19 protein-coding genes are annotated in these 22,530 nt (G+C 57.5%); 10 read left to right on the forward strand and 9 right to left on the reverse strand.

Annotated elements, in window-relative coordinates; translation table 11 throughout:
- Positions 1–88: 88 nt before the first annotated feature.
- The 3 genes from AWB69_RS45705 to AWB69_RS47640 all read right to left on the reverse strand — a co-directional run bounded on the left by AWB69_RS45705 (position 89) and on the right by AWB69_RS47640 (position 3,050).
- Positions 89–379, reverse strand: a complete 291-nt coding sequence (locus tag AWB69_RS45705; protein ID WP_075643904.1) for a DUF1272 domain-containing protein — start codon at positions 377–379, stop codon at positions 89–91.
- Positions 380–446: 67 nt separating this feature from the next.
- Positions 447–1,832, reverse strand: a complete 1,386-nt coding sequence (locus AWB69_RS12875; protein ID WP_062085297.1) for a GntT/GntP/DsdX family permease — start codon at positions 1,830–1,832, stop codon at positions 447–449.
- An 831-nt stretch (positions 1,833–2,663) separates the two neighbouring features.
- Positions 2,664–3,050, reverse strand: coding sequence for a hypothetical protein (locus AWB69_RS47640; protein WP_156528826.1), 387 nt, complete (start codon positions 3,048–3,050; stop codon positions 2,664–2,666).
- A 173-nt stretch (positions 3,051–3,223) separates the two neighbouring features.
- On the opposite strand from AWB69_RS47640, the gene parA reads away from it, so the two are divergent.
- Together parA and AWB69_RS12890 are read left to right on the forward strand one after the other, a co-directional pair.
- Complete coding sequence (gene parA, locus AWB69_RS12885; RefSeq protein ID WP_062085299.1) at positions 3,224–3,886, forward strand: ParA family partition ATPase; 663 nt, start codon at positions 3,224–3,226, stop codon at positions 3,884–3,886.
- A gap of 24 nt (positions 3,887–3,910) precedes the next feature.
- Positions 3,911–4,975: a ParB/RepB/Spo0J family partition protein gene (locus AWB69_RS12890; protein WP_062085300.1), complete on the forward strand. Its 1,065-nt coding sequence runs from the start codon at positions 3,911–3,913 to the stop codon at positions 4,973–4,975.
- Between the two features lie 83 nt (positions 4,976–5,058).
- On the opposite strand, the gene AWB69_RS12895 is transcribed toward AWB69_RS12890, so the two are convergent.
- Entirely contained in the window at positions 5,059–6,408 is a 1,350-nt protein-coding gene (locus AWB69_RS12895; RefSeq protein WP_062085301.1) for a replication initiation protein, read from the reverse strand.
- 1,752 nt (positions 6,409–8,160) lie between these two features.
- On the opposite strand from AWB69_RS12895, the gene AWB69_RS12900 reads away from it, so the two are divergent.
- On the forward strand, positions 8,161–9,375 hold the full coding sequence (locus tag AWB69_RS12900; protein ID WP_062085302.1) for a DNA-binding protein: 1,215 nt from the start codon (positions 8,161–8,163) through the stop codon (positions 9,373–9,375).
- A 20-nt stretch (positions 9,376–9,395) separates the two neighbouring features.
- Here AWB69_RS12900 and AWB69_RS12905 read toward each other — a convergent pair whose 3' ends face one another.
- Positions 9,396–10,415, reverse strand: a complete 1,020-nt coding sequence (locus AWB69_RS12905; RefSeq protein ID WP_062085303.1) for a tyrosine-type recombinase/integrase — start codon at positions 10,413–10,415, stop codon at positions 9,396–9,398.
- A gap of 296 nt (positions 10,416–10,711) precedes the next feature.
- Positions 10,712–11,071 (reverse strand): DUF2471 family protein, encoded by a 360-nt coding sequence (locus AWB69_RS12910; protein WP_062085304.1) that lies wholly within the window; start codon positions 11,069–11,071, stop codon positions 10,712–10,714.
- 258 nt (positions 11,072–11,329) lie between these two features.
- Here AWB69_RS12910 and AWB69_RS12915 point away from each other — a divergent pair, with 258 nt between their 5' ends.
- The 5 genes from AWB69_RS12915 to AWB69_RS12935 all read left to right on the forward strand — a co-directional run bounded on the left by AWB69_RS12915 (position 11,330) and on the right by AWB69_RS12935 (position 17,073).
- On the forward strand, positions 11,330–11,515 hold the full coding sequence (locus AWB69_RS12915) for a CsbD family protein (protein ID WP_062085305.1): 186 nt from the start codon (positions 11,330–11,332) through the stop codon (positions 11,513–11,515).
- A 739-nt stretch (positions 11,516–12,254) separates the two neighbouring features.
- The gene (locus AWB69_RS12920; RefSeq protein WP_156528829.1) at positions 12,255–12,716 is read left to right on the forward strand and encodes a hypothetical protein; all 462 of its coding nucleotides are present in this window, start codon (positions 12,255–12,257) and stop codon (positions 12,714–12,716) included.
- Between the two features lie 862 nt (positions 12,717–13,578).
- Positions 13,579–15,699, forward strand: coding sequence for a phosphocholine-specific phospholipase C (locus AWB69_RS12925; protein WP_062085306.1), 2,121 nt, complete (start codon positions 13,579–13,581; stop codon positions 15,697–15,699).
- A gap of 262 nt (positions 15,700–15,961) precedes the next feature.
- A complete protein-coding gene (locus AWB69_RS12930; RefSeq protein WP_062085345.1) occupies positions 15,962–16,528 on the forward strand; it encodes a helix-turn-helix domain-containing protein in 567 nt (188 codons plus the stop codon).
- A 5-nt stretch (positions 16,529–16,533) separates the two neighbouring features.
- Positions 16,534–17,073: a GNAT family N-acetyltransferase gene (locus AWB69_RS12935; protein WP_062085307.1), complete on the forward strand. Its 540-nt coding sequence runs from the start codon at positions 16,534–16,536 to the stop codon at positions 17,071–17,073.
- Between the two features lie 286 nt (positions 17,074–17,359).
- Here AWB69_RS12935 and AWB69_RS12940 read toward each other — a convergent pair whose 3' ends face one another.
- The 3 genes from AWB69_RS12940 to AWB69_RS12950 all read right to left on the reverse strand — a co-directional run bounded on the left by AWB69_RS12940 (position 17,360) and on the right by AWB69_RS12950 (position 20,048).
- Positions 17,360–17,899, reverse strand: coding sequence for a DUF1003 domain-containing protein (locus tag AWB69_RS12940; protein ID WP_062085346.1), 540 nt, complete (start codon positions 17,897–17,899; stop codon positions 17,360–17,362).
- A gap of 411 nt (positions 17,900–18,310) precedes the next feature.
- Complete coding sequence (locus AWB69_RS12945; protein ID WP_062085347.1) at positions 18,311–19,012, reverse strand: fumarylacetoacetate hydrolase family protein; 702 nt, start codon at positions 19,010–19,012, stop codon at positions 18,311–18,313.
- A gap of 109 nt (positions 19,013–19,121) precedes the next feature.
- Positions 19,122–20,048 (reverse strand): helix-turn-helix transcriptional regulator, encoded by a 927-nt coding sequence (locus AWB69_RS12950; protein WP_407923037.1) that lies wholly within the window; start codon positions 20,046–20,048, stop codon positions 19,122–19,124.
- 563 nt (positions 20,049–20,611) lie between these two features.
- Between AWB69_RS12950 and serA the strand changes: the two genes are divergently transcribed.
- Together serA and AWB69_RS12960 are read left to right on the forward strand one after the other, a co-directional pair.
- Positions 20,612–21,832 (forward strand): phosphoglycerate dehydrogenase, encoded by a 1,221-nt coding sequence (serA, locus tag AWB69_RS12955; protein WP_062085308.1) that lies wholly within the window; start codon positions 20,612–20,614, stop codon positions 21,830–21,832.
- 480 nt (positions 21,833–22,312) lie between these two features.
- Positions 22,313–22,507 (forward strand): hypothetical protein, encoded by a 195-nt coding sequence (locus AWB69_RS12960; RefSeq protein ID WP_062085309.1) that lies wholly within the window; start codon positions 22,313–22,315, stop codon positions 22,505–22,507.
- Positions 22,508–22,530: the final 23 nt, after the last annotated feature.

The raw sequence follows: 22,530 nt of genomic DNA on the forward strand, positions 1-22,530 counted from the left end.
ATTCGTGCGTACGGGTATGAGCGCCGCTCAGATTGGGGAATGCCCTGAGGCCGACATTGCCGCAGTGACCCCGTGCCGCGATGGGCGTTTATCGCTCGGAAGGTTCGATCGTGCTGTAGCGATCGAGGAATGTTCGATGCTGTTGTTCATTCACGCCGGCCGGGTGCATGTCGGTTGAGGCCGGCCGGCGCTCGAGCATGGCTTTCGGGCGGATCGGACGGGGCTGGAAGCCGCCGCCGCAATTAGGACACACGTTGCTGAGCCGGGACAGCGCGCAAGCTTCACAGAACGTGCATTCGAAGCTGCAGATCATCGCGTCACGCGCGTCGGGCAGTAGCGCTTTTCCACAGCATTCACAAGACGGGCGCAAGGCAAGCATGGTCGATGTCTCCTTTTTTGCAGTTTAGAGTCGGAGCTCGACCTTGCCTTGCCAATTCGCCCACGATTTACGTCAGCACGCCCCACATCACCAGCGTCAACGCAAGGCCAACCACCGAGACGATAGTTTGCAACACCGACCAGACATAGACCGTCTGCTTCAGTTGCAGGCCGAAATACTCGCGGATCATCCAGAAACCGGCGTCGTTGACGTGGCAGAAAAACACCGAACCCGCACCAATCGCCAGTGCCAGCAGCGAGTTGTGGGTCGCGCTCAAGCCCGCCACGACCGGGGCGATGATGCCCGCGGTGGTCGTGGTCGCGACCGTCGCCGAGCCGGTCGCCTGGCGTAAGGCCACCGCGATCAGCCAGGCCAGCAGGATCAGCGGCATGTGCGAGCCAATGGCGATCTTGCCGATCGTCGTGCTGATGCCGGCTGCGACCAGCGTCTGCTTGAGACCGCCGCCCGCGCCGATGGTCAGCAGCAACGCGCAGATCGGCGGCAGGCTTTTACGCAGGATGCCGCCCACGCGGTCGCGCGGCATGCCACGCGTCCAGCCGAGCGCGACAATCGCAAAAAGAACGGTGAGTCCCAGGGCGATAAGCGGCTCACCGAGGAAATTGAGGGTATCGAAGAGAAGGGTTTCGGGCTGGATTGCCAGTTTCGCCACCGTTCGGCCAAGCATCAGGACGACGGGTAGAAGAATGGTCAGCAGCGAGATGCCGAAGCCTGGCGCGTCAAGCGTACCGTTTGCATCGACTTTCGATGAGAACAGCTTGCCCATCTCCTCCGGCTCCTCCACGTGCATGCGGCTCGACAGCCACATGCCGTAGACCGGCCCGGCGAGAATCACGGCGGGAATGGCGATGATGAAACCGAGTCCCATGGTGATGCCGAGGTCAGCGTGCAGCGCACTGACCGCGATCAGCGGACCCGGATGCGGCGGCAGCAGCGCGTGCAGCGTCGTCATGCCGGCTAGCGCGGGAATCGCGATACGCAGGATCGGTTGCTTCGAGCGGCGCGCCATCACGAAGATGATCGGCACCATCATCACGAGACCGACCTCGAAGAACAGCGGCAAGCCGATGATGATCGCCACCAGCGCCATCAGCCATGGCAACGTGCGCGGCGTGGAGTGGTCGAGGATGGTGGACACCAGCCGGTCCGCCGCCCCCGATTCCGCCATCAGCGCGCCGAGCATCGCGCCAAGCGCAATGATGATGCCGACGTCCCCCAGAATGCCGCCCGCCCCTTTGCTGAACGCGCTCGCGACGGCCTCCAGCGGCAAGCTCGCCGTAAAACCCGCGACAAAAGTGCCGACTAGTATTGAGAGAAATGGCGCCAGTTTCAGCGCGCTGATGAGAACGATGATTGACGCCAGACCGAGCGCGCATGCAATGAGAAGACGCGTGTCGTGGGCGGACCACGCGGCGAGAGTCGAGGTCAGATGCACTGAAATGCCCTTGGCTAAGTGGAGGGAGTGACTCGTTTGTCCGTTTTTTTCCGTTTTTCCGTGTGTCGGCGACGGTCGGTGCCGCGGTCGGTGCCGATAAGTCGCAGGCACCGTACGGTCGCCGGATTTTACGAGCGATGGCTTACAGAATACTTGGGATGCTTTCAGGCCGTAGGGGTTTAGAGGTGTTTTTAGGGCGGCGGGATTGGGGGCTGGACTGGGCTGGGCTTTCAAGTCGGGAGCCAGGCTTGAGGCAGTCGGGTTGGTTTGTGTGTAGCGGATACGGGATAGGGTCGCGTGCACTGGTTTGCGGTCGTTCCCAAGATGGCGAACGGCGGTCGCCATGTATGGCGTTGATCATATTTAATAAATTTAATTACTATAAATTCAACTTAGCCCGGTAATTGCAGCGAACCTGAAGTCCGCTGGGATCTGTACCGGGACTACACGTGTTCAGAACACCACATGGTCTAGCAGACTTTGGAGGCCTTTGGAGAGACCTCGATAACCACCCGCAGTAGACAGTCGAGCGATACACCGGCTCACGTATCCGAGACTCCACGTGTGGGGTACTGAATCGGATACGAGTATTGGAGGTTTGTCATATCGCCGGAGGGGGCCAGCGTTTTTCTCGACGAATAGCCTCACGTCGCGCCAAGCGTCGTCATACCCGACTTTATGCGCATAAAGCTGGCTTGCCTCGGTACGCTTCCCGGCTCGGCGTTGCTTGCTCCCATATCGCAACCGTCACAGCCGCGGCTGCGGTAATTACGGCGCAACTGAACTTCAATTCTCATAAGGCCCGACACTGTGCCTTGATCCGGGACATTTTCAGTCAAGCCGGAGATCGCACGACTTTTGTTGCGAGCAGGAGGGAGCCGAACTCCCGCGGGCTGTGCCACAGATAAAGATTATCGAGGTGAAAAAGGCGATGCCGAGGCCAAGCCTCACGTTCCTGCCAAAGTTGAGGACGCCGACGCGCTGCGGAAATACCCAGAGAACAGACTGCAGACCTTCGACCAAAGCCAAAGCCAAAGCCAAAGCCAAAGCCAAAGCCAAAGCCAAAGCCAAGTTTTCCCGATCAATCTGACTGGCGCTCAGAGCACGAATTGCTTCCGGATCGACTGGAATCGCGCTGGCACGCAGACCGAATATAGATAGCTGGACTGCGGCATAGGGGATCTGCGCTGCGCTACTTCGCACTCTTAGCCAGCCCATCCGCATCTTCAATGCTCGAGAACACCATCGCGGCGAGACCAAGCAACCGCACGCGGGGACTTTATGCGCATAAACCCCACGGAAAACCGGCCGAACAGCCAACTAGCTGAGTTATCTCTAGAAAAATTGAGTTTTCAATGTAAAATTCGCAAAGCTAAATTTGGGAGCAAAACGTGGCAGCTGAAATCATTGCAATCACGCAGCAGAAGGGCGGAGTAGGGAAAAGCACGATAGCAATGCATCTAGGCGCGGCGTTTCACGAGAAAGGAAAGCGGGTGCTTGTCGTTGACGCAGACGGGCAAAACACGCTGGTTCACTGGGCCAGCGCGGCGGCCGACGAGGCCAGCGGTATCCCTTTTCCTATCGTGAACCTGTCGGAAGCAGGAGCCCAGATTCATCGAGAGATCAAGAAATTCGTCAACGACTACGACATCATCGTTGTCGATTGCCCACCCTCCATTACGGAAAAGGTTTCGGGCGTTGTCCTTCTCGCTGCGACGGTTGCGATCGTCCCGACATCCTCATCACCCGCCGACTATTGGTCCAGCGTGGGCCTCGTCAAACTCATTCAGCAAGCACAGGTCATGAATGAAGATCTGCGCGCCGTGTTTCTCCTCAACAAAACTGAGGAAAAACGCATGCTGACGCGCGAACTGAAACGTGCGCTGGAAGAATTGGGTTTTCCTTTGCTGAAAACGCAGATTCCGACCCGAGAGTGCTACAAGCAGGCAATGGCGCTAGGGCAGACGGTACTTCAGATGAGCGACCGGGGAGCGCGACTGGCTGCCATTGAAATACGTGCGTGCGCAGACGAAGTTCTCGCCATGCTTCCCTGACTTTATGCGCATAAAGGATCCTGAATGAAACCTACCCAGTTCGCAAAAGGCTTTAAAGCCCGGCCGGATACCACCAGCAGCGAAAAGCGCACGGCCCTTGATCGGATCAACGCTATCGACGAAATCGTCAATCAAGAGGCCGGCAACGATAAGCAAGTCACCGGTCGTTCCAGCGCTTACACCGAAGAAGAGTTTCACGCTGACCCAGCGACGCAAGAGTCGGAACAGTTCAAGGCGTGGCGCCGGCAAAACAGATACGTACATGGCCAGGTCATTGAGTTGCCGCTAAAGGCAATCAAGCCGAGCCCATTCAACCCCAGGCATTTCTATCTGAAGGCGTCCATCGCAGAACTGGCCGTCAATCTGGCGAAACAGGGCCAGCAGCAAGCGATTCACGTGATCCCCGATCACGAAAACCCCGGCACTTTCTTCGTCAGCGACGGTGGCCGACGCGTGCGGGCGTTGAAGGAAGCCAACAAGGAAACGGTGAAGGCAATCGTCATCGACCTTCCTATTGGTATCGAAAGCTACAAGCTGGGTTATGACCTGAACGTACAGCGGGACTCGCAGACCGTCTTCGATAACGCCATCGTCTGGAAGCGTTTCCTCGATGAAAAGCACTTCCAGAGCCAGCGGGAACTCGCTGACCACCTAGGCCTGGACGAATCAACAATCGCCGTGGCTTTGGCTATCGCCAAGCTACCCGAGAACGTCATGCATGAAATGGTCGCCCGTCCGGATAGATTCGGGTCCAACATGGCTTACCAGGTTTCACGTTTTCATACGGCGCGCGGCGCCGATGCCACGTTGCGGTTGATCAACAAGATTGCCTCGGATGACCTGAGCACACGACAAGTCGCCGACATTGTGAAAGGCCGTGCAAGCGCACAAGAAACACCGAAGCCCGCGGGCCGTCAACGCTACGCGCAACGTTTGGAAATCAAGCTGGACGGGCTAGCCGTGGGTGATCTCAAGACGTATGGAGACGACAGGCTGGAGTTGCGCTTGCGTGGTTTGTCGAAAGACAAACGCGACGAAATTCTTCAACAGATAGAGAAAATACTGCAAGCGGGTACGGTAAAGCGATAAAGCAAGCGGGATAGCGGCAAACGGGCAAACGGGCAAACGAAAGCAGGGACAGCGCAGCGACAAGCCGTCCCTCTATCGGGGCCTCACGCGACTCGGCTTTGATTCAACGTAAAAGCCAGCAAGTCACCGTCAGTCGGCTCTCCCCAAGTTTTCCGTGCAAGCCAGTCGAAAAACGAGGTTTCTCCCATCTTTGAATCCAGGCCCCGCTTGCGCCAATCTTCACGCATGTGGGCACCGAGTTCCGGCAATACATCTTCCTCGAAGGTCTGACGCGCCAGCTCCCGTTCAGACTCACCTTGTTCCTCGTACAACGCACGTGCTTCCTTCCGGCGAAACACGGAGTATTCGCTCAGCAAACGCGCCTTCAGGTCGTCGGCCGGTGCTCCGCTGGTTTTCGCTGGAGCCGCCGCGGCCGGCAGCGCTTCAAGCTGCGGCGCATAACCTTTCTTCAAAGCGTCCTTGAAAAGTGCGGCGGCGCTTCGTACCGGTGGCAGCGACGTGCTCCGCATTCTCTGCTCGGTCATTTGCAACGCTGCGCGAATCCGGTTTTCCTCGCTGTCCGCGTAAAGCGTTTGCGCATCTTTCAACGGAATCCCGATCTTGACCATGCGGTCGACCAGCGTACTGTCGAAGACGTTCGGATGTTCATCGAGTGCCAGCATGGGCTGCTTGCGCTCCGTTACGCGAAACTGAATTTCAGCCACGCGCCGACCTTCCCGATGCTCGATCAGTTCGACAAAAATGTTGGTAACGGCATTAACTTCCGCGATCGCGGGCCGAAGATAGTCGCGCTTGAAATATTTGTATTCGCGCTTGGCTTCGTCGCCCGCTTCGGTGTCGGGCGTTCCCGAGAGGATAGGCCGCCACCATTCCCAGGTCTCGCGCATGGTGAGATGACTCGGGTTCGTCAGATAACGAACGCAGATTTCGTACAGCGCGAGACCCGCGCTGCTGCGAAGCTGGCTCTGAAACTGCAGACTCAGTCGCGCATATTGCACCGGGTCGAGCAGCTTTTTCTTGATCTTCGGCGCAAAGGAAAACTCGACCCACACCCGGCGTGTGGCGGGGTCTTCGAGAATTTCGGCGTCTGCGATCAATGTCGATATGCCCCACTTACGTCCAGGCTTCTGACTCGACGTGCCCGTGCTCCACTCAACCTGAACCGACACCATGCGGCGCAAATGCTCTTTCACCAGCGCGGTATCGTTGGAATCGAACGCTGAATTCGCGACAATGTCCGATAACAACGCGCGGTACGTGTCCCCCGATTCGTCCGCCTGCTGAGCAACAGCCAGCAGGACGTTGAACAACTTGCGGGTCAAGAGCGTGATCTTGCCGCTCTTTGGCTGGATAGCGATGGCTTCGACGGCTTTTCGCAGCTCAGCCGAGCTCGGACTCACTACATCGGTCTTCTTCGCGCGTTTGGTTGCCATGCTGGAGTCAGGAGAATTTTGGGAAAGCATACTCATGACGGTGAAGCTCGTCTACAGGTGCGCCCTCACCCTGTAGTGGTGAAGGGGATGTAGCACGCAAAACTCACTGAGGTGCGCTCCTGAAAACTCTCACCTTCACCGTCATGCGTCATCTCATTTATGCCCCGTGCCATGCGGGTAAACGGATTGAGCGCCTGCGGAGTCGCATCAAGGTGCTTCAAACCTGGTCCCGTATTTCCTCACCTGAAATTTTTTACGCGTCCCTGTGGTTTTTACGAAATTCTCCCTGCGCGGTAAAAACTCACGAAAACGCGGAGAAATTGCGGTAATCGTCGAGTTATCAAAGCTTTAACCCTCGATGGCACGCCAGTTGCCGCGCAATTGATCCCGCAAAAGCTCACCTTAGACCCGCCGGAGAGCCCTATTCAGCCGAGTTGCCGTTTCAAAACAGGGTTCCGCACCCCACATCCACGGTCCCGCATAACCTCACCTTTAGACTGTCGCGCGGGTAGCTGCATCGATAGATGTCCCCCATCGGCCCCCGCAAACACTCACCTTTAGGCTCACAAACGGACGATTTGCTCGATTTCAGCACTGTGGACCCCCTCTCGGCACCCAAACTCAGCTAAATATGGTCCTGTAAAAGCTCACCTTTGCCTCTTTTCAACACAGCAAAGACAGCCTCGTACTCCAGGCCAACACTCCCGGAAACACTCACCTTTGTCGCGATACAAGCACATTGAGCCCGCACAAAATCTTTTTAAATCAGACACTTAATCCAACATTGGTTGACAAGCTATCTGCTGAACGAGATCCTCAAGCCTTACGATGGAAACGATACCCTCCCGAAAAGCCTCACCTTTGAGATCCCCCAATGCCGCTGACGCGGTCCAGGAGTGGCCTCAAGCTGCTCCCGAAAACCCTCACCGCTAGCCCAGTTCTCTCGAAATACCCCTTAAAACCAGCACCATCGTCAAAATAGGAGGGCTCGAACCGAGCCACGCACCTCTCCCGTATTTCCTCACCGTAGAGGGATTGCTCGCTTTGCAAACTACGGCCTCCGAACCCCTCACGCCCGGATAGTCTCACCCTGGAACCGGTTTGGCCCCTGCAAAGCCTCACCTATAGGTAATAATTACCTATTTCAGATTGAAATTTTCGAATTTTCGTTATCCTGCAAACGCTCACTGCTCAGATTGACAATCGGAAGTGCGCCGTACTGCTGTGTATGGTCCATCGTCTGAATGGCCCCTGTATTTCCTCACCTTCCTAAAACGCCTGTCTCCCGAACTCGCTCACGCTTGCTCCCGTGACTCCTCACGCTAGGTCCCGAACCTATACACCGATCACCCCCGCGTTCTCTCACCTTCTATCCCGCAGACACTCACCGATCAGCTCGGAAAGCCTTATCTGGTAAGGCTTTGCCGTGGCGTTAACGTCTTTAACTAGGGTTCAAAGGTGTTTACTTCTAATACTCTCAAGCAGCTGAGTGATCCAAGAAAGAGAGCCGTGAAACAAAGACTCCGTGGAACATCGGCAGAAAGGCGTAAGTTTGAAAAAAACGCTAGTAATCAACAGCTTGAGGGATTAACCTCGACATGTTTCACGGATGCCACTGCAGCGCTTGTGTGATATCAACTATCCAGCCAAAAAAAGAGTAGCGACAGCTGGTACCCCATCCGCTCAACCTAAAAATGTAGCATTTGATACGTAAAGTATTATTATACGAACGAAATTGACTCGGAGCTTCCCATGAACGACGCAGAACGTCTCGTACTGCGGACTGAACTCGCTGCGATGCGGACCAATGGTGCGCGTCGGCAGGATCTGTCGCAGCATGCGTGCAAGCGGCTTTTCTTCGATTTCGGCATTCGCCCTTCAATGGCCACCGTCAGAGACCTGACACAAACCGGTAGCGCAAGCGATATTCCAAAGGATATCGACACATTCTGGGCACGGATCAGATCCGCTTCGCGCGTTCGGATCGAAGGTGGAGCGATTCCGGAAGGACTGCAGGAACGAGCCGGCGAACTGCTCGGCCAACTTTTCCAGGAAGCGCAGGAATTTGCGATTCGATCACTCGAAGACGAGCGCCACGCAGCAAAAGATGACATTGATGAGGCAATGAGCCGGCTTCGCGATGCCGAAGTGCGCTGCGCGACGGTAGAAGAGGCGCTTCGCCGCAGTGAAGCGCGTGCCGATACTGCATTAGCCCGTAATTCCTCGCTGGAGATTGAGTTGGGTTCACTTCGTGGCCGCGAACTGGAGGCGCAAAGCAGCCTGCATGCATCGATTCATCGGCTGGAAAGCGAACACGCCGCGCTGACTCAACGGCTTGAAACAGAACAAACAGCCAACGCCACACTACGCGACCGCGTCGATACGTTAAACGGTGAACTGAGGCACAACACCGAGCATTACGCGCAACAGATCAAGGACGCAATCAGCGAGGCCGAGCGGCGGGTGAAACCAATGCTCGTGGAACTTGACTCCTTACGTGGCATGGCTGCGACCTATCAAGCGGGTGTACGTCAGGCAAGCCAGAAGGAATTCGATTTTATTCAACAACTTAGCATTTCCAAGGCGCGCGCGGACCGGCTGGAACTGAAAATTCGCGAGCAATCGGACGAACTCGACATGCTGGCCCTTGAGCGCGATGCGCTGCTCGGGCGAAGCGGAACGAGCGAAAACGTCGCCCGGCTGATCTGCACCATGGTTGAGGGAGGACGGTTATCCATGGAGGAAATCCGGACTTTGGGAGCGGACATCGATGGTTTTGTCACGGTGCCGGCCCGCTGCCCCACGTGCGTCACCGGCGAGCCCGAACTTGCGCAGCACGATGACGAGTTCGAGTTGTCCTGTCCGGATTGTGAGTGCTCGTCAGGGACGGCTTTGTCCAGGTTGCTTGCAGTGGCCCGCTTCCACTCCGCCGATAAGGTCGACGCCCGTGAGCAAACCGAGAGGTGAGACTTTTCGGGAGGTGAATGCTATTCGAGTCCGTGGGTTTCTTGGCGGCCGCTTGCCTGGGCCTCTGCTAAATCGCGCTCCCGTATTTCCTCACCTGTCCAGTTTTGCCATGCTCGATGCAACCGGTGCGCCGAGATCTGCTGCTGGAACCCCAGCCATTGGCCCACGCGCTTGGGTGCCGTGCCACTTTCGAATAACTCGGCTGCGAATGTGTTCCGCAAGGTTTGCGGACTCGCGCGCGCCGTTCGGGAATTGGCAATGCCCGCGGCTTCGATTACGGCATCGACGGCGCGCAGCATCGTCGCCTTATGCATCGGGCGCCCGGAGGGAGCGGATGGAAACATAAGTTTGCCGAGTAACCGTACTGTTTTGCGCTCGCTGACCCAACTGTCGAGTAGTGCGATCGCAAATGGCGCGAGCCGGGTTTCCCGATTCAACGCGGGATTCGTCGCCTCGATGGCTAACCATGGCTGATTCCATACATAGTTACTAACGGTCAATGCTGCTGCTTCGCCCGTTTTGACACCACCGCCCAAAAAAGTGCCGACCAGGGCACGATCACGGCGCTCCCGCCAACGCTGCCCTGCCGGTAAATCACCGATCGCGGAAAAAAGATAACTGATCAGAGCTGCTCGTTCACCGTGGGCGAGAAATCCTGTTGGCTCGTTTTCCCGGGCATCTCGCCACGAAGCCTCGCCGTCCTGGGCGATGAAGCGAGCCGGGTTCGTCGATGCCATTTCTATCTCGCGCACATGGTCGAGTACCCGCTCGATAAGGCGCAGATAACGAACGCGTTGTGGTTTTCGGATTTCCAGCTGCGTGACGAACTGTTCGATTGCCAGCCTATCAACCGTGCGGAGATTGACGTGTTTGACTGTCAGCCACTCGAGGAAGAGTCCCCATTGAGCTCGATACACGTCGGCGGACGATGCCTTGAATGCTTGTTTCGCCATCCATGAGTCGAACGCGCTACGCGGATCGGCGTACCAGTTGGCGCGCTCGTGATCGAAGATCCCGTGGCTTTCGGCGGGAGCAGTCATTGATTTGTTAATCCGTTAGTTGTGAATTTGCCAGATAGGAGATTACGCGATAGCTGGAAGCAATGTCCATTGCATTGCATTTGAACGCTGCGCTTGTTGAGCACGGACGGAGCTATTGCATGACGAGTAACAGGTGCCGGCGTCCTGGCAATGGGTGTGCGGCAACCGGCGCATAAATCGCGACCTGGCATTTGTGCATTGGAGTTTCGCTGCAAACTCCAATGGTTATTGGCAAAGGCGTGGCCGTCGATTCCCGGCGGCCATGCTCGAAGCTCACTCGATCACCTGGTTAGCTATCAATGTGCAACAGCTATTGCCAGCTCGGGATGTCCAGCACGCGCCGCACAGTCGTAGGCATCGACGGCAAATACAAACACCGGTGGTAATGCATTCGATGCCCCGAAATCTACGAGGTCATCGGTTTCAGGAAAAACCATGTCGTCCGGCCGCGCAAACAGCGCGCGCAGTGCGGATTCATGTCGCCCGGCAAAACCCAGGTCTGCGAGCGCTTCGGCCTCAATTGCGAGCAACAGCCGCCAGGTCAAGGGCACGCCTTGCACGATATAGCGCGCGGCTATATCGCGCGTGATTCGTTCAAGGTCGCGCACCACGCGTGCAAATTCGGGGGTGTCCATACGATCTTCGTCGAAGTCCATTGCTGTCTCCTCCATTCATGCCATTGCACCAAGGTATGTACTGTACAAACATACAGTATTTATCGCAATGTTCCTCTAGCGTCGCGCTGAGCGCCGCGCGCGTATGTGCGATTCCGCCTACGTGGGAATCAGACGTGCGCGGCTGTTCTGCTGCGGTCGAAATCGCCATTCTGGTACCAGTTCAGGGCGGTTTCCCTGACATGGCGCCGCGACTCCCACGAAATCGGGACTCGCGCTTCAATATGAAAGGAGATCAAGATGAACAAGGATCAGAAGGACGGCGTGGCGAATCAAGTCAAGGGCAAAGTCAACGAGGCCGTTGGCAAGGTAACGGGCAACAAGGCCCGGGAAGCCAAGGGCGACATGCAGCAGGCAGCCGGGAAGGTGCAAAAAGGCGTTGGTGACGCGCGCGAAGACGTAAAGGATGCGATCAAGAAACATTGAACGGTTGTGACGGGTTGCTGCGATTAGCGGGCTATCCCGCGCACTGGGCGTTCCGTTTGAAACGATTGGCCGTTCCAATGCGAGTTGGAACGGCCTTTTGTGCTTACTTCGTGACCGTGAACGGTTCGTATGCTCCGACTGACTGGTTACAGACAAGCGGTTTGTTGGAAATGTTTGTTGGGTTTTGAATTGTCCGGCCAGATTTGAACTGTCATCCAGCCTCTTATACGAACCAGGTGCGAAGCTTAATTTTTGCGCGTTCGGCGTTTTGAAAACAAAGCCCTTGCCTGTCGACGGTTCCGCGCCTTGACGGTGGGCTGCCGGGAAACTTTATGCGCATCAAGTTCCGGGCATGGGTGGCAGGCCCTGAGCCAAGTCGATGCGGCTTTGATCACGCTAACCGCAAACGGCGCACTTCCACATCTCATTTACCGGTACTCGGCGATGTGGAGCTCAGCGAAGTACAAGTTAACAACGACATGTGTCGATTCTCGATCAAACCGATCGAAACCAGAAGAATTAGCTAAAAAAACAAACCCACCGTCGGTTTGTGTCCTTAAAAACTCGTTCCCCAATTTCACACAAATGCACATGACGTTCATGTAAAGTTCCGCTCGAACTTCATATAAAAGGCGTGGTCGGCGAGACTGCGACGGCGAAACGCACGGGTTTGAGCCGAATGAAAACGTCAGCGACTGTCTCAAAAAATATCCATGTTCCGCTCATGCTGGCGGCCCTGATGGCATTGGGAGCGACACCGAAGGTCTCGGCCGCCGAGATTTGCAGCGACGGCTTATGGGCGGACGCGATGATCGGTTCGTATCACGTCCATCCCAAAAAACACTTTGATCAATTCAACCCCGGTATTGGCGTTGAATGCTGGGTTGCTCCGCAGTGGGCACTGACAGGCGGCTACTTTCGAAACTCACTTACCGCGCCTTCGTTTTATGGCGGCGGTGTCTGGGCGCCGGAATTCGCGCATTGGGGTTACGTCCGGCTGGCTGCAATGGGCGGTTTGATATCGGGATACGACTATGGCAAATGGGGCATAGGCCACGATCACAAACTGGGTCCGGTCCTCGCGCCGGTCATCATGGCGGAGTACGGCCGTATTGGCGCGAACATCATTCTGATTCCGCCCATCCCCTCCAGCGATCTGCCCTTCACGCTAGGATTTCAGCTACGAGTCCGATTTTGGTGACATCTCGCCACGGACATTGAGACGCTGGTTTTCGCGCCGTCGAGTTCGCGCGGGTGATGTCGAACCGTAGACAATACCGTGTGCTCTGTCTGAAGCGCTTCAATCGTCTCCAGTCCCGGCACGCATAAGGTCCACGGACTTGGTCTGTCGACGCCCATTCCGCTGCATATTCAAATTCCCGGTCTGCTATGGAGTCCAGATTAAATCTGCGTGCAAAACGAGGCTCGCCGGAGCGATTGACCGCGCTCCAGGCCTGCTCCCGTATCAGCTCACCTTGATACCGGATACGTTTAGGGACTTCGCGCTCGAAAACGGCTTGATAGAAGCGTCGCTCTGACGTCATCAACCTTTATCGGTGAGTGTTTTCGGGAGCCGGAGCCGGACTCGGAATCCATCAATGGCACCACCCCGAATCGAAGCTGATCCAGGACATCCGCCTCTCGGCAATCCTTATCTTATCTTTTCAATCCTTTCCAACGCTCTGTCATAAACCGTCTGTATTCTCAGCGCCATCGTTTTGGCGTACTGCATCAATGGGTGCGTGCCGAGCGTACCCGTTCACTCCGATCCCTCCTGAGAAAGCCATGCAAACGTCGAAACTTCGACTCTGCGCGCTCATAGTCGCGTCGATACTTCCCGGACTGTTGCTGTCCGCCTGTGGTAGTTCGGATTCCCCGAGTCAATCCGCGTGCGGTGGTGCATCCGTATCGGCCAAGATGAGCTGTCCGCCAGCTGCCACACCTGCTTCGTCATCCTGAACGTCCTGAAAACTGCATCCATAGTTTGTTGAAACGGCTGCTTGTCGCCCTCTAGGCTCGCGAGCGGCCAATCACTCCCGATAGAACATAAAAAAGGTAAGCGCATGGTCACGAAGAGCCGCCGCGATTTTCTGAAAATTTCCGCCAGCCTGGCGGGTGCCGGCGCTGCAGCGTCGCTCGTTCCGGACTCGATCCGCAAGGCGCTGGCGATCGAGCCGAATTCCGTTACCGGCACGATCAACGACGTAGAGCATATTGTCGTGTTCATGCAGGAAAATCGCTCGTTCGATCATTACCTTGGACACCTGAGCGGCGTGCGAGGGTATAACGACCGCTTCCCCGTGACGCTTCCAAATGGGTTGCCGGTATGGTTCCAGCCGCGTCAGGAGAATCAGGCCCAGACCATCACCCCATTCCGTTACGACACGACGAACCCGGCCGTCAACGCGCAATGTATTGGCGGGCTGCCGCATACATGGGCGACCACGCATGGCGCGATTGATAACGGCCGCGCCGACAAATGGGCGGTGCAGAAGACCGACATGACGATGGGTTATCACGTGCGTGCGGACATCCCGTTTCACTACGCGCTTGCTGATGCGTTCACCGTCTGCGATCACTATTTTTGTTCGATCCCCGGCAACACGCATCCGAACCGAATGTACCTGATGACCGGCATGGTCGACCCGACCGGAGCCGGCGGCGGTCCGCTGCTCGACAACACGGACTATGTCGATAACCAGTTCGACACACTCCAGATGGCGCCTTTCAACTGGACGACCTATCCGGAGCGCCTGGAAGCGGCAGGCGTTTCGTGGCAGATCTATCAGCAGGGAACGAACTTCGATAACTACAGCGGCAACTACGGCACCAACGTGCTGGCGAACTTCCAGAACTACGTGAACGCGCCGGCCGGTTCAGCGCTGAACACGAAGGCGATGGTCGCGCGCACGCTTACGCAACTCAAGGCCGACGTGGTCGCTAACGCGTTGCCGCAGGTCTCCTGGCTGCTGCCGCCCGCCGCCTACTCCGAGCATCCGAAATTTACGCCGCTCTACGGCGCGGAATATATCTCGTCGATTCTCGATGCCCTGACCGCGAACCCGGATGTCTGGAGCAAGACGGCGCTGTTCATCATGTATGACGAGAACGATGGCTTCTTTGATCACATGGTTCCGCCGCAAGCGCCCACGTTGCCGGGCTCGGGCCTGAGCACAGCGGACATTACGCTCGAACGCCATACCGTGGTGACCGCTGCGCAAGCCGGTACTTATACCGCTGACAACCTGCCTTACGGCCTTGGCCCCCGCGTGCCGATGACCGTTGTCTCGCCCTGGAGCAAGGGCGGTTTTGTCTGCTCGCAAGTGTTCGATCACACGTCGGTGCTGCAATTCATCGAGAAGCGTTTTGGGGTGATCGAGACGAACCTCACGCCGTGGCGTCGTGCGATATGCGGCGACCTGACCTCGGCGTTCGATTTCTCGAAGGCCGATGCTACCGTCCCGGCACTGCCAAGCACGGCGGGATATATTGCAACGGCCGATATGCAATGCGCGTTGCCGACCAACCAGACCGCACCCGCCGCCACCGCTCCGCAGGTGATTGCCGCGCAGGAGCCGGGTACGCGTCCGGCGCGCCCGTTGCCCTATGAACTGCATGTGAACGGCACGCTGCAGGTGCAAAGCCAGACGTACACGCTGACCTTCGCGAATACTGGCACCGTGGGCGCGAATTTCTATGTGTACACGGCCGACCCGACGGCGATGCCCAAGCGTTATACCGTTGAAGCAGGCAAGCAGCTTTCCGATACCTGGCCCGTCGGCAGCAATGGTCAATACTCGTTGAGCGTATTCGGTCCGAACGGTTACTTCCGGCGTTTCACCGGCGCGGTCACAGCCGAAGCGGCCGTGCAACCCGAGATGGTGACGTGCTACGACGTGGCCAACGGCAATGTTTATCTGACGCTCAGCAATCAGGGCGCCGCGCCGGTAGTCTTCACGGTCACCGATCTTGCCTACGGCCAGCCGCCGCGATCAATCACGGTGCCCGCGGTCAAGACCGCGGAGGATCACTGGGACCTGTCGTGCAGCAGTAACTGGTACGACCTGCAGGTGACCATGCCTTCCAACCCGGCATTCCAGCGTCGCGTGGCAGGGCACGTTGAAACCGGTCGCGTGGGCACGAGCGATCCGGCTGCCACAGTGCCGGTTACGAAACCTGTCTGAATCTGACGAGTATCGACGACAGGCCGCGCCGGCTTTAGCCGGCGCGCATGGAACTGATCACAAGAAGGCAATTGCTGAATGAATTAACTCGGCAAGCGCGGTTTCTTCCGGGCCTTGGTTTCGTGGCCACAGGCGTTGTTGCAATCGCTGACGGACCGCTCAGACAGACAGGCGGTTCCCAACCCTCAGACCTTCAAAGCGCAGATGCCTGCGTTTTGTGCGCGTCTTGCGCGCGACCCCATCGTCTACTATGATGGACGACATGAAATCATCAATAGACGATACCGGACCTCGCCTGGCTCGCCGTATTCGGCTGGAACGAAGCGCGCGTGGATGGTCATTGGCGGATCTGGCTGAATCCTCCGGCGTCGCCAAGGCCACGATCAGCAAGATTGAACGCGAGGAGATAAGTCCCACCGCGGTCACGCTGGTGCGACTGGCTGCTGCCTTCGACTTGACGCTCGCGGGACTTCTGGTGAGGGCCGAAGGCAATGGGGACCGTTTGTCACGGGCAGCCGATCAACCGCTTTGGCGTGATCCGAAGACCGGCTATCTCCGCAGGCAGGTATTCAACAATCCGGACCACCCAGTGGAGATCGTTCAGGTCGATCTGCCGGCCAGACGGGAAGTGGTGTTGCCATCCTCGTCTTACGCGCATATCCGTCAGGTTGTATGGGTGCTGGTGGGCGATCTCGTCATTGTGGAGGGCGGCGAGCGGCACGATCTGGGAGCGGGCGATTGCCTGGGATTTGGTCCGCCCTCGGAGGTGACCCTGGCTAACGAAACCACTTCAACGTGTACCTACCTTGTCGTTCTCTCCCGGACCTAGCCGTCATGTCAAAAATTGAAATCAACGAACTATGTGCTTCGCCGGCGATCCTCGGGATGCTCAGCAATCTATTGATCGAGACGGTCGCCAATGGCGGCTCGGTCAGCTTCATGCATCCACTGCAGCCTGACGCGGCTCAAGCGTTCTGGTCCACGGCGCTGGCGGCCGCGGCTCGTGGCGAACGAATTGTTCTGGGGGCCTGGGACGATGAGAGACTGGTCGCAACGGTTACCCTGTTGCTCGACTGTCCGCCCAACCAGCCGCACCGGGCGGAAATCGCAAAACTGATGACCTGTCTCAGCCATCGCGGGCGAGGTGTGGCGGCGTCGCTGATGCGCGCAGCCGAGGAACTGGCCGTAAAGCGCGGACGCACGCTGCTGGTTCTGGATACCGCTACCGACGGCGGAGCATCGACGTTTTATGAGCGTCTCGGATTCACTCTCGCGGGAGAGATACCCGATTACGCGCTCAAGCCGCATGGAGGGCCGACCGGGACCAGAATCTATTGGAAGCGCATTGGATTGCACACCCCGAGCGGAGGTTAATCAGTCTTGCGAGGTTTTATCGTCGACCAGCGAACTAACGGATCCTTACTTCCGGCTTTTGCGTGCTGAATTGACTATTCCGAAACGTGTTTGTTCGAGCGACCATTGCGCCCGCGCCCGAATCCAAGGGCGAAGTGCCTAAACCCACGGTGAAATCAGGTTTTAATTCGGATTGCAGATGATATTGCAATGGGACCGATCTCTCCTCATAGCCTGCTCGCCGCTGCCATCTTGCGACCTTGCTGAAAGACAGCGGCGGCGATCAGGAGGCTAGCCCTCTGTCTGCTCACGGTTTGATGTTTCCTTGCTCTATCCGGTTATGCACCTCGCGCGTGAGCGCTTCAATACGTTCGCTCATTTGCTTGGTGATCTCGGTCAATTTGGTATTTTGCTCGACCAGGGCTACGAGCTGATCCGTCTGTCGTGCCGCTTGCAACTGGCGTTGCTCATTCGCGGAGGCCAGGTCTTCGCGATGCCGCGCATCAGCGTCGGCATTGACCTTGTCGCGATCCGCTTGCCGCGTTTGTGCAAGCAGGATCAACGGCGCGGCGTAAGCCGCCTGAAGGCTGAAGGCGAGGTTGAGAAGAATGAAAGGATAAACGTCGAACTTCGTCAGTCCCGCGACGTTGATGCCAATCCAGCCGGCGACAATAATTGTTTGTCCGACCAGGAATGTCGGTGTTCCGAAAAAACGAGCAAAACGCTCGGCCTTTAGTGCGAACCAGTCGTCGCCGAATACCGACGAAAGGTGCGTGTATGGAAGATGAAAACGAAAGTGGTGATGCTCGTCTTTATGCTGCTCGCGAGGCGGAATAGGGCTGTTCATGTTTCGCTGTCTCCGTTGCGATGAATGGAACTGTGTGTCGATGTTATACACAGTCGGCGCACGCGTTGCAGCGATGAAAAACAGCGGCTTGATAAAATAACGCCAGACGAAAAGGACGTTTGCCATGCGGAGTCGTTACCGGCATCACACGAGAGGCCTGGCCGAGCCGCGCAATGAGTCGCGCAATGAGTTTGTCGCGGCGCCAAGTACAAACCCAGGATCCTTATCGACGACCTATAGGTGAGGTTATTCGGGAGCGTTGCGCGCTGGCTGGAGATGGGCCAGGAAGCGGGCCAGGAAGCGGCGAATCCACCCATACTTTTGCTGGATTCGCCCTGGGCCCAAACCGAAAAACCGCACGTTGCTAAGTACAGCGTACGGAAGAAGCTGCTGGCATAGTGAAGGGCAAAATCAGCCTTGAGCGTTGCCAATTTCAAAATGAAATTCGGCAATCCCGTCGACACCGCCGGCGACTTTATCGCCGGGCTTCAACGCTCCTACACCCGCAGGCGTGCCGGTAAAAATAAGATCGCCGGGCTTGATGACAACCGCTTGTGAAACCTGGCTGATGATGTCCGCAACCGGCCAGATCATATCGCCGAGATCACCCGTTTGGCGCGTTTCACCATTCACCGATAACCAGATGCGGCCACTGCCCGGATGACCGATGTTCGCCGTACGACGGATAGGTGTTACCGGCGCGGATTCGTCGAAACCCTTGGCCCAGTCCCACGGGCGGCTCATCTTCTTTGCGACCGCTTGCAGGTCGCGACGCGTGAGGTCAACGCCCACGCAGTAGCCGAATACATACGACAACGCGTCCTGCGGGTCGATCTGCCGACCCTCCTGGCCGATGGCAATGACCATCTCTATCTCGTGGTGCAGATCCTCGGTAAGCATCGGGTACGCCAGTGTTCCCGTTGCGGGCACGACGGCGTCCGCGGGTTTCGTAAAGAAGAACGGCGGCTCGCGGTCGGGATTGGCGCCCATCTCGCGTGCATGATCCGCGTAATTGCGTCCTACGCAAAAAACGCGGCGGACCGGAAAGGCGGCGCTCGATCCGGTGACGGGCACAGTAACAGTCTGAGGGGCGGGGAATACGTATTCGGTCATATCGGCGAACTCGAAGGTGGAGGTTGTTCGGCGCGGATCACCGCGACACCCGCAAACGATATGCTTCGAGCAACGTTCCATGCAGGACAAATCCGTCCTACGCCTTGGATTAAATTGCCCTATCCCGGGCCGCCCCTTCCAAAGGCCGGGCAAGAGTTGATAGCTCGAATTGCAACGCCCGGTATTCCGTAGGCGACGTCCCCACAGCTTGCCGAAAGCGTCGGGTGAAATAAGCCTCGTCGCGAAAGCCGACCACGAATGCGATGTCCTTGACGCGGCGTGTATCGTCCGCAAGCAACGCCTTTGCCCGGCTGATTCTTTGATCCGTCACCCATTGCACAAAGGTCCTGCCGGTTTCTTTTTTCATCAGGCGGGCCACATAGCCGGGCGTCAACGCTACCGCTTGCGCCGCTGACCTCAACGAAAGCGTGTCGTCTTCCAGGTTCGCCAGAACATGACGCATCACTTTGCTGATGGAGTCGCGGCGACTGACCGCACGCTCTCCGAGTGCCGCCAGCCGCATAAGCGGGTCGGCGTACCGTACGCAAACCAGCCCGATCAATTGCAGGAGATAGCCTCGAAGCCGGCTGGTCGCGCCGAAGCCGCGCGCGCCGTCTATCTCCATCATCAGATGAACGATGCGTTCGACTTCAGCGAGATCGGACCCGGTCAGCGTGAAATCCGTTTCGTCCTGAAAGCGGAAGGGCGCCAGCTCCGGAAACCGGACGATGGGAATACTGCCGAGGTCGATCCGGCCATCGACTGCATCGACATCCAGGCCAAGGAAGTCCAGCGCAAAGTTGATCACGATGAACCGCGAGTGTTCAGGGTGCGGAATCATGTGAAGCCGGTGCGGCGCGATGAACGCAACTGCACCGGTCGGGAACGGACGCGTGACATTGCCGATCTGCTGCTTCGTGTCACCACCCAGGTTGATCTGAATCTGGAAGTAATCGTGTTTGTGCGGTTCCCTGATCGCCGAGCGCAAAGTCTGGTCACGAATGTAGAAGTCGAGCCGATCGCTGCGCTCGGGCATCGCATAGGTGCGGGACGTGCGTTTCGAAAATGCGTTCACTGGCATGAACTCCTGCCCGGGTTATGCGTGAAGGCCGGCGCTCTCAACACTTCTTCGCGTGAGATAAGGGGACCGCCACTTATAAAGCAGCTCCCTGCGGCAGTACGACTTACCTTTGCGGGCGGCTCATGACGGACTACCGCAATCATGAGTAAGCAATACGTTTGGGTCATCGCAAGAAAAATAACGGTGTTTTGTCCTGGCAGGTGCATTAGCGTCGGGTATGCAAGAAACGCAAGAAACACGAGAAACGCAAGAAACGCAAGAAACGCAAGAAACAAGCGTCAAGCATACCGGTTCGCCCAAAGACCTGCCCTGAGCCAGCAGACAGCGTGATGATCGAAAATACACGACGGCTCAAAAGCCACATGGGCAGTAGGGTGGAAAATACGAATGTCCGGCAAGCGGTAACATCGTTGTGACGTCCGAAGCCAGGGCGTTGATCTGTCCGGCGTGATCGAGCGCGCCAATATGGCGGGCGTTACCCGGACACCCCCTGCTGGGCATTTGCATGGCCCACGTCACTGACACATAAGCGTTCTATGACCTCTGTTCTTCTACTCGAAAATATCCACGACACCGCTGTTGCGCGTTTCAGCGAAGCGAAACTGGAGGTCGAGCGCCGCGCGGGTGCGCTCGCCGGTGGGGATTTAATGAGCGCGCTCCAGGCCCATAACCTGGTCGGAATTCGCTCGGCAACGCATCTCCGGCGCGAGGAGATCGATGCCGCGCGTCATCTGCTCGCAATCGGTTGTTTCTGCATTGGAACATCGCAGGTCGATCTGAAGGCAGCGGCGAATGTAGGAATCCCTGTTTTCAACGCGCCGTTTTCGAACACGCGCTCGGTCGCTGAACTGGTGATCGCCGAAGCTATCCTGCTGTTGCGCCGCGTGCCGGAGAAGAGCGTGCTGGCGCATGCCGGAACGTGGGCCAAGGGAGCAAGCGGATCGTTCGAGACGCGTGGCAAGACCATTGCGATCGTAGGGTATGGAAATATCGGCTCGCAGGTCGGCGTGCTGGCGGAAGCCATGGGCATGCGGGTTGTGTATTACGACGTGCAGGCACGGCTCTCGCTGGGTTCTGCCCGAGCGGCGCAATCGCTTGCCGACGCGGTTTCCCATGCCGACGTGGTGACGCTCCACGTGCCCGCAACGGCCCAGACGAAGCGCATGATCGACGCGGCAACACTGGCTTGTTTCAAAACCGGTGCGATCCTGATCAATGCATCGCGCGGTTCGGTCGTCGATATCGACGCCCTCGCGCAAGCGCTGCAGGCGAAGCGGCTGGGGGGAGCCGCTATCGACGTATTCCCGGAAGAGCCCAAGACCAATGCCGACGTCTTCAAGAGCGTGCTTCAGCATTTGCCGAATGTGATCCTGACGCCACATGTCGGCGGCAGCACGGAGGAAGCGCAGGAGAACATCGGAACCGAAGTCGCAACGAAGCTCATTTCGTTCTTGACGACCGGCGACACCGTGGGATCGGTCAATTTTCCGCATGTCAATCCCGGTCCGCTGGACGCACCCGCGCGCCTGCTCAACGTCCACGGCAACGCACCGGGTGCGCTTGCAACGCTCAACACGCGGCTTGCGGGGGAGGGCGCCAACATTGTGGCCCAGCATCTGCAAACACAGGGCGAGACCGGCTATGTAGTGACGGACCTGGATAGAACGCCGTCCAGCGAGTTGATACAGGCACTGGCCAGGGAGCCCGGCTTTATCCGAACCCGCCTGCTGGTGAAATAGTCCGCGGTCCTGCATGGGACCGGCCTTCCGCCGGGTAGCAATTGCCGGTCCCCGGCGAGTGCAGCATTAATGCGAACGCGGGAATAACCGCGTTTTTCCGGCCAATATGCGTCGGGATGCTTAGCTTATTGCTCGGCTCGAGACGACCGTCATTCAAATCTCCCACGCTACTCCCGTGATCGAGAAAGGCACCGGCGTACTAACCAGATCGTTTTTTGAAAAACGGAATCGGGCATGCCGGACTAGTAAGAACATGACCTGGTAATTGGCCACTCGCAACTGCATCGCTCCACGCTTCCACTCTGCATATTCCACTCCATGCACCATCCCCGAGCGTCGGCCAACATTCTTACAAGAATGGCGGATACGGCATGTTCTCGCGTTCTAGGATAGTAGAGGGTTAGCGCTCATACGCAGAAAATGACGCCACCCGCTCTGGTCCCTGCGCGGCCGTGCGAGCCTGATGATTCGAGGAAGGCTATGCTCGACGATTCGCTCCCGATCCGAAACGAGATGATGGCCACCCGCCGGCGCTGGACGATCTTGCTCGTCAGCATGGGGGGAGCGCTCGAGACCTTTGACTTTGTTATCCACGGATTCATGGTGTTGTGCGCGACGCTCGCCTTCGTGGCGTCTTTCGGGATGAAACATGCAAGCGGAGGCATTAGCGCTTGATAGGGAGCGCACATAAAAACAGA

It is taken from the genome of Caballeronia udeis (assembly GCF_001544555.2).
Classification (GTDB): Bacteria; Pseudomonadota; Gammaproteobacteria; order Burkholderiales; family Burkholderiaceae; genus Caballeronia; species Caballeronia udeis.

What these genes read in the sequence shown, in the direction of transcription:
- AWB69_RS47640 (WP_156528826.1), bottom strand. Translation starts at nt 3,050, where the DNA reads ATGGGCTGGCTAAGAGTGCGAAGTAGCGCAGCGCAGATCCCCTATGCC.
- AWB69_RS12930 (WP_062085345.1), top strand. Translation starts at nt 15,962, where the DNA reads ATGAAATCATCAATAGACGATACCGGACCTCGCCTGGCTCGCCGTATT.
- AWB69_RS12905 (WP_062085303.1), bottom strand. Translation starts at nt 10,415, where the DNA reads ATGACTGCTCCCGCCGAAAGCCACGGGATCTTCGATCACGAGCGCGCC.
- AWB69_RS12950 (WP_407923037.1), bottom strand. Translation starts at nt 20,048, where the DNA reads ATGCCCGAGCGCAGCGATCGGCTCGACTTCTACATTCGTGACCAGACT.
- AWB69_RS12935 (WP_062085307.1), top strand. Translation starts at nt 16,534, where the DNA reads ATGTCAAAAATTGAAATCAACGAACTATGTGCTTCGCCGGCGATCCTC.
- AWB69_RS12895 (WP_062085301.1), bottom strand. Translation starts at nt 6,408, where the DNA reads ATGGCAACCAAACGCGCGAAGAAGACCGATGTAGTGAGTCCGAGCTCG.
- AWB69_RS12890 (WP_062085300.1), top strand. Translation starts at nt 3,911, where the DNA reads ATGAAACCTACCCAGTTCGCAAAAGGCTTTAAAGCCCGGCCGGATACC.
- AWB69_RS12910 (WP_062085304.1), bottom strand. Translation starts at nt 11,071, where the DNA reads ATGGACTTCGACGAAGATCGTATGGACACCCCCGAATTTGCACGCGTG.
- AWB69_RS45705 (WP_075643904.1), bottom strand. Translation starts at nt 379, where the DNA reads ATGCTTGCCTTGCGCCCGTCTTGTGAATGCTGTGGAAAAGCGCTACTG.
- AWB69_RS12920 (WP_156528829.1), top strand. Translation starts at nt 12,255, where the DNA reads ATGGCATTGGGAGCGACACCGAAGGTCTCGGCCGCCGAGATTTGCAGC.
- AWB69_RS12915 (WP_062085305.1), top strand. Translation starts at nt 11,330, where the DNA reads ATGAACAAGGATCAGAAGGACGGCGTGGCGAATCAAGTCAAGGGCAAA.
- AWB69_RS12940 (WP_062085346.1), bottom strand. Translation starts at nt 17,899, where the DNA reads ATGAACAGCCCTATTCCGCCTCGCGAGCAGCATAAAGACGAGCATCAC.
- AWB69_RS12945 (WP_062085347.1), bottom strand. Translation starts at nt 19,012, where the DNA reads ATGACCGAATACGTATTCCCCGCCCCTCAGACTGTTACTGTGCCCGTC.
- AWB69_RS12925 (WP_062085306.1), top strand. Translation starts at nt 13,579, where the DNA reads ATGGTCACGAAGAGCCGCCGCGATTTTCTGAAAATTTCCGCCAGCCTG.
- AWB69_RS12960 (WP_062085309.1), top strand. Translation starts at nt 22,313, where the DNA reads ATGCTCGACGATTCGCTCCCGATCCGAAACGAGATGATGGCCACCCGC.
- AWB69_RS12900 (WP_062085302.1), top strand. Translation starts at nt 8,161, where the DNA reads ATGAACGACGCAGAACGTCTCGTACTGCGGACTGAACTCGCTGCGATG.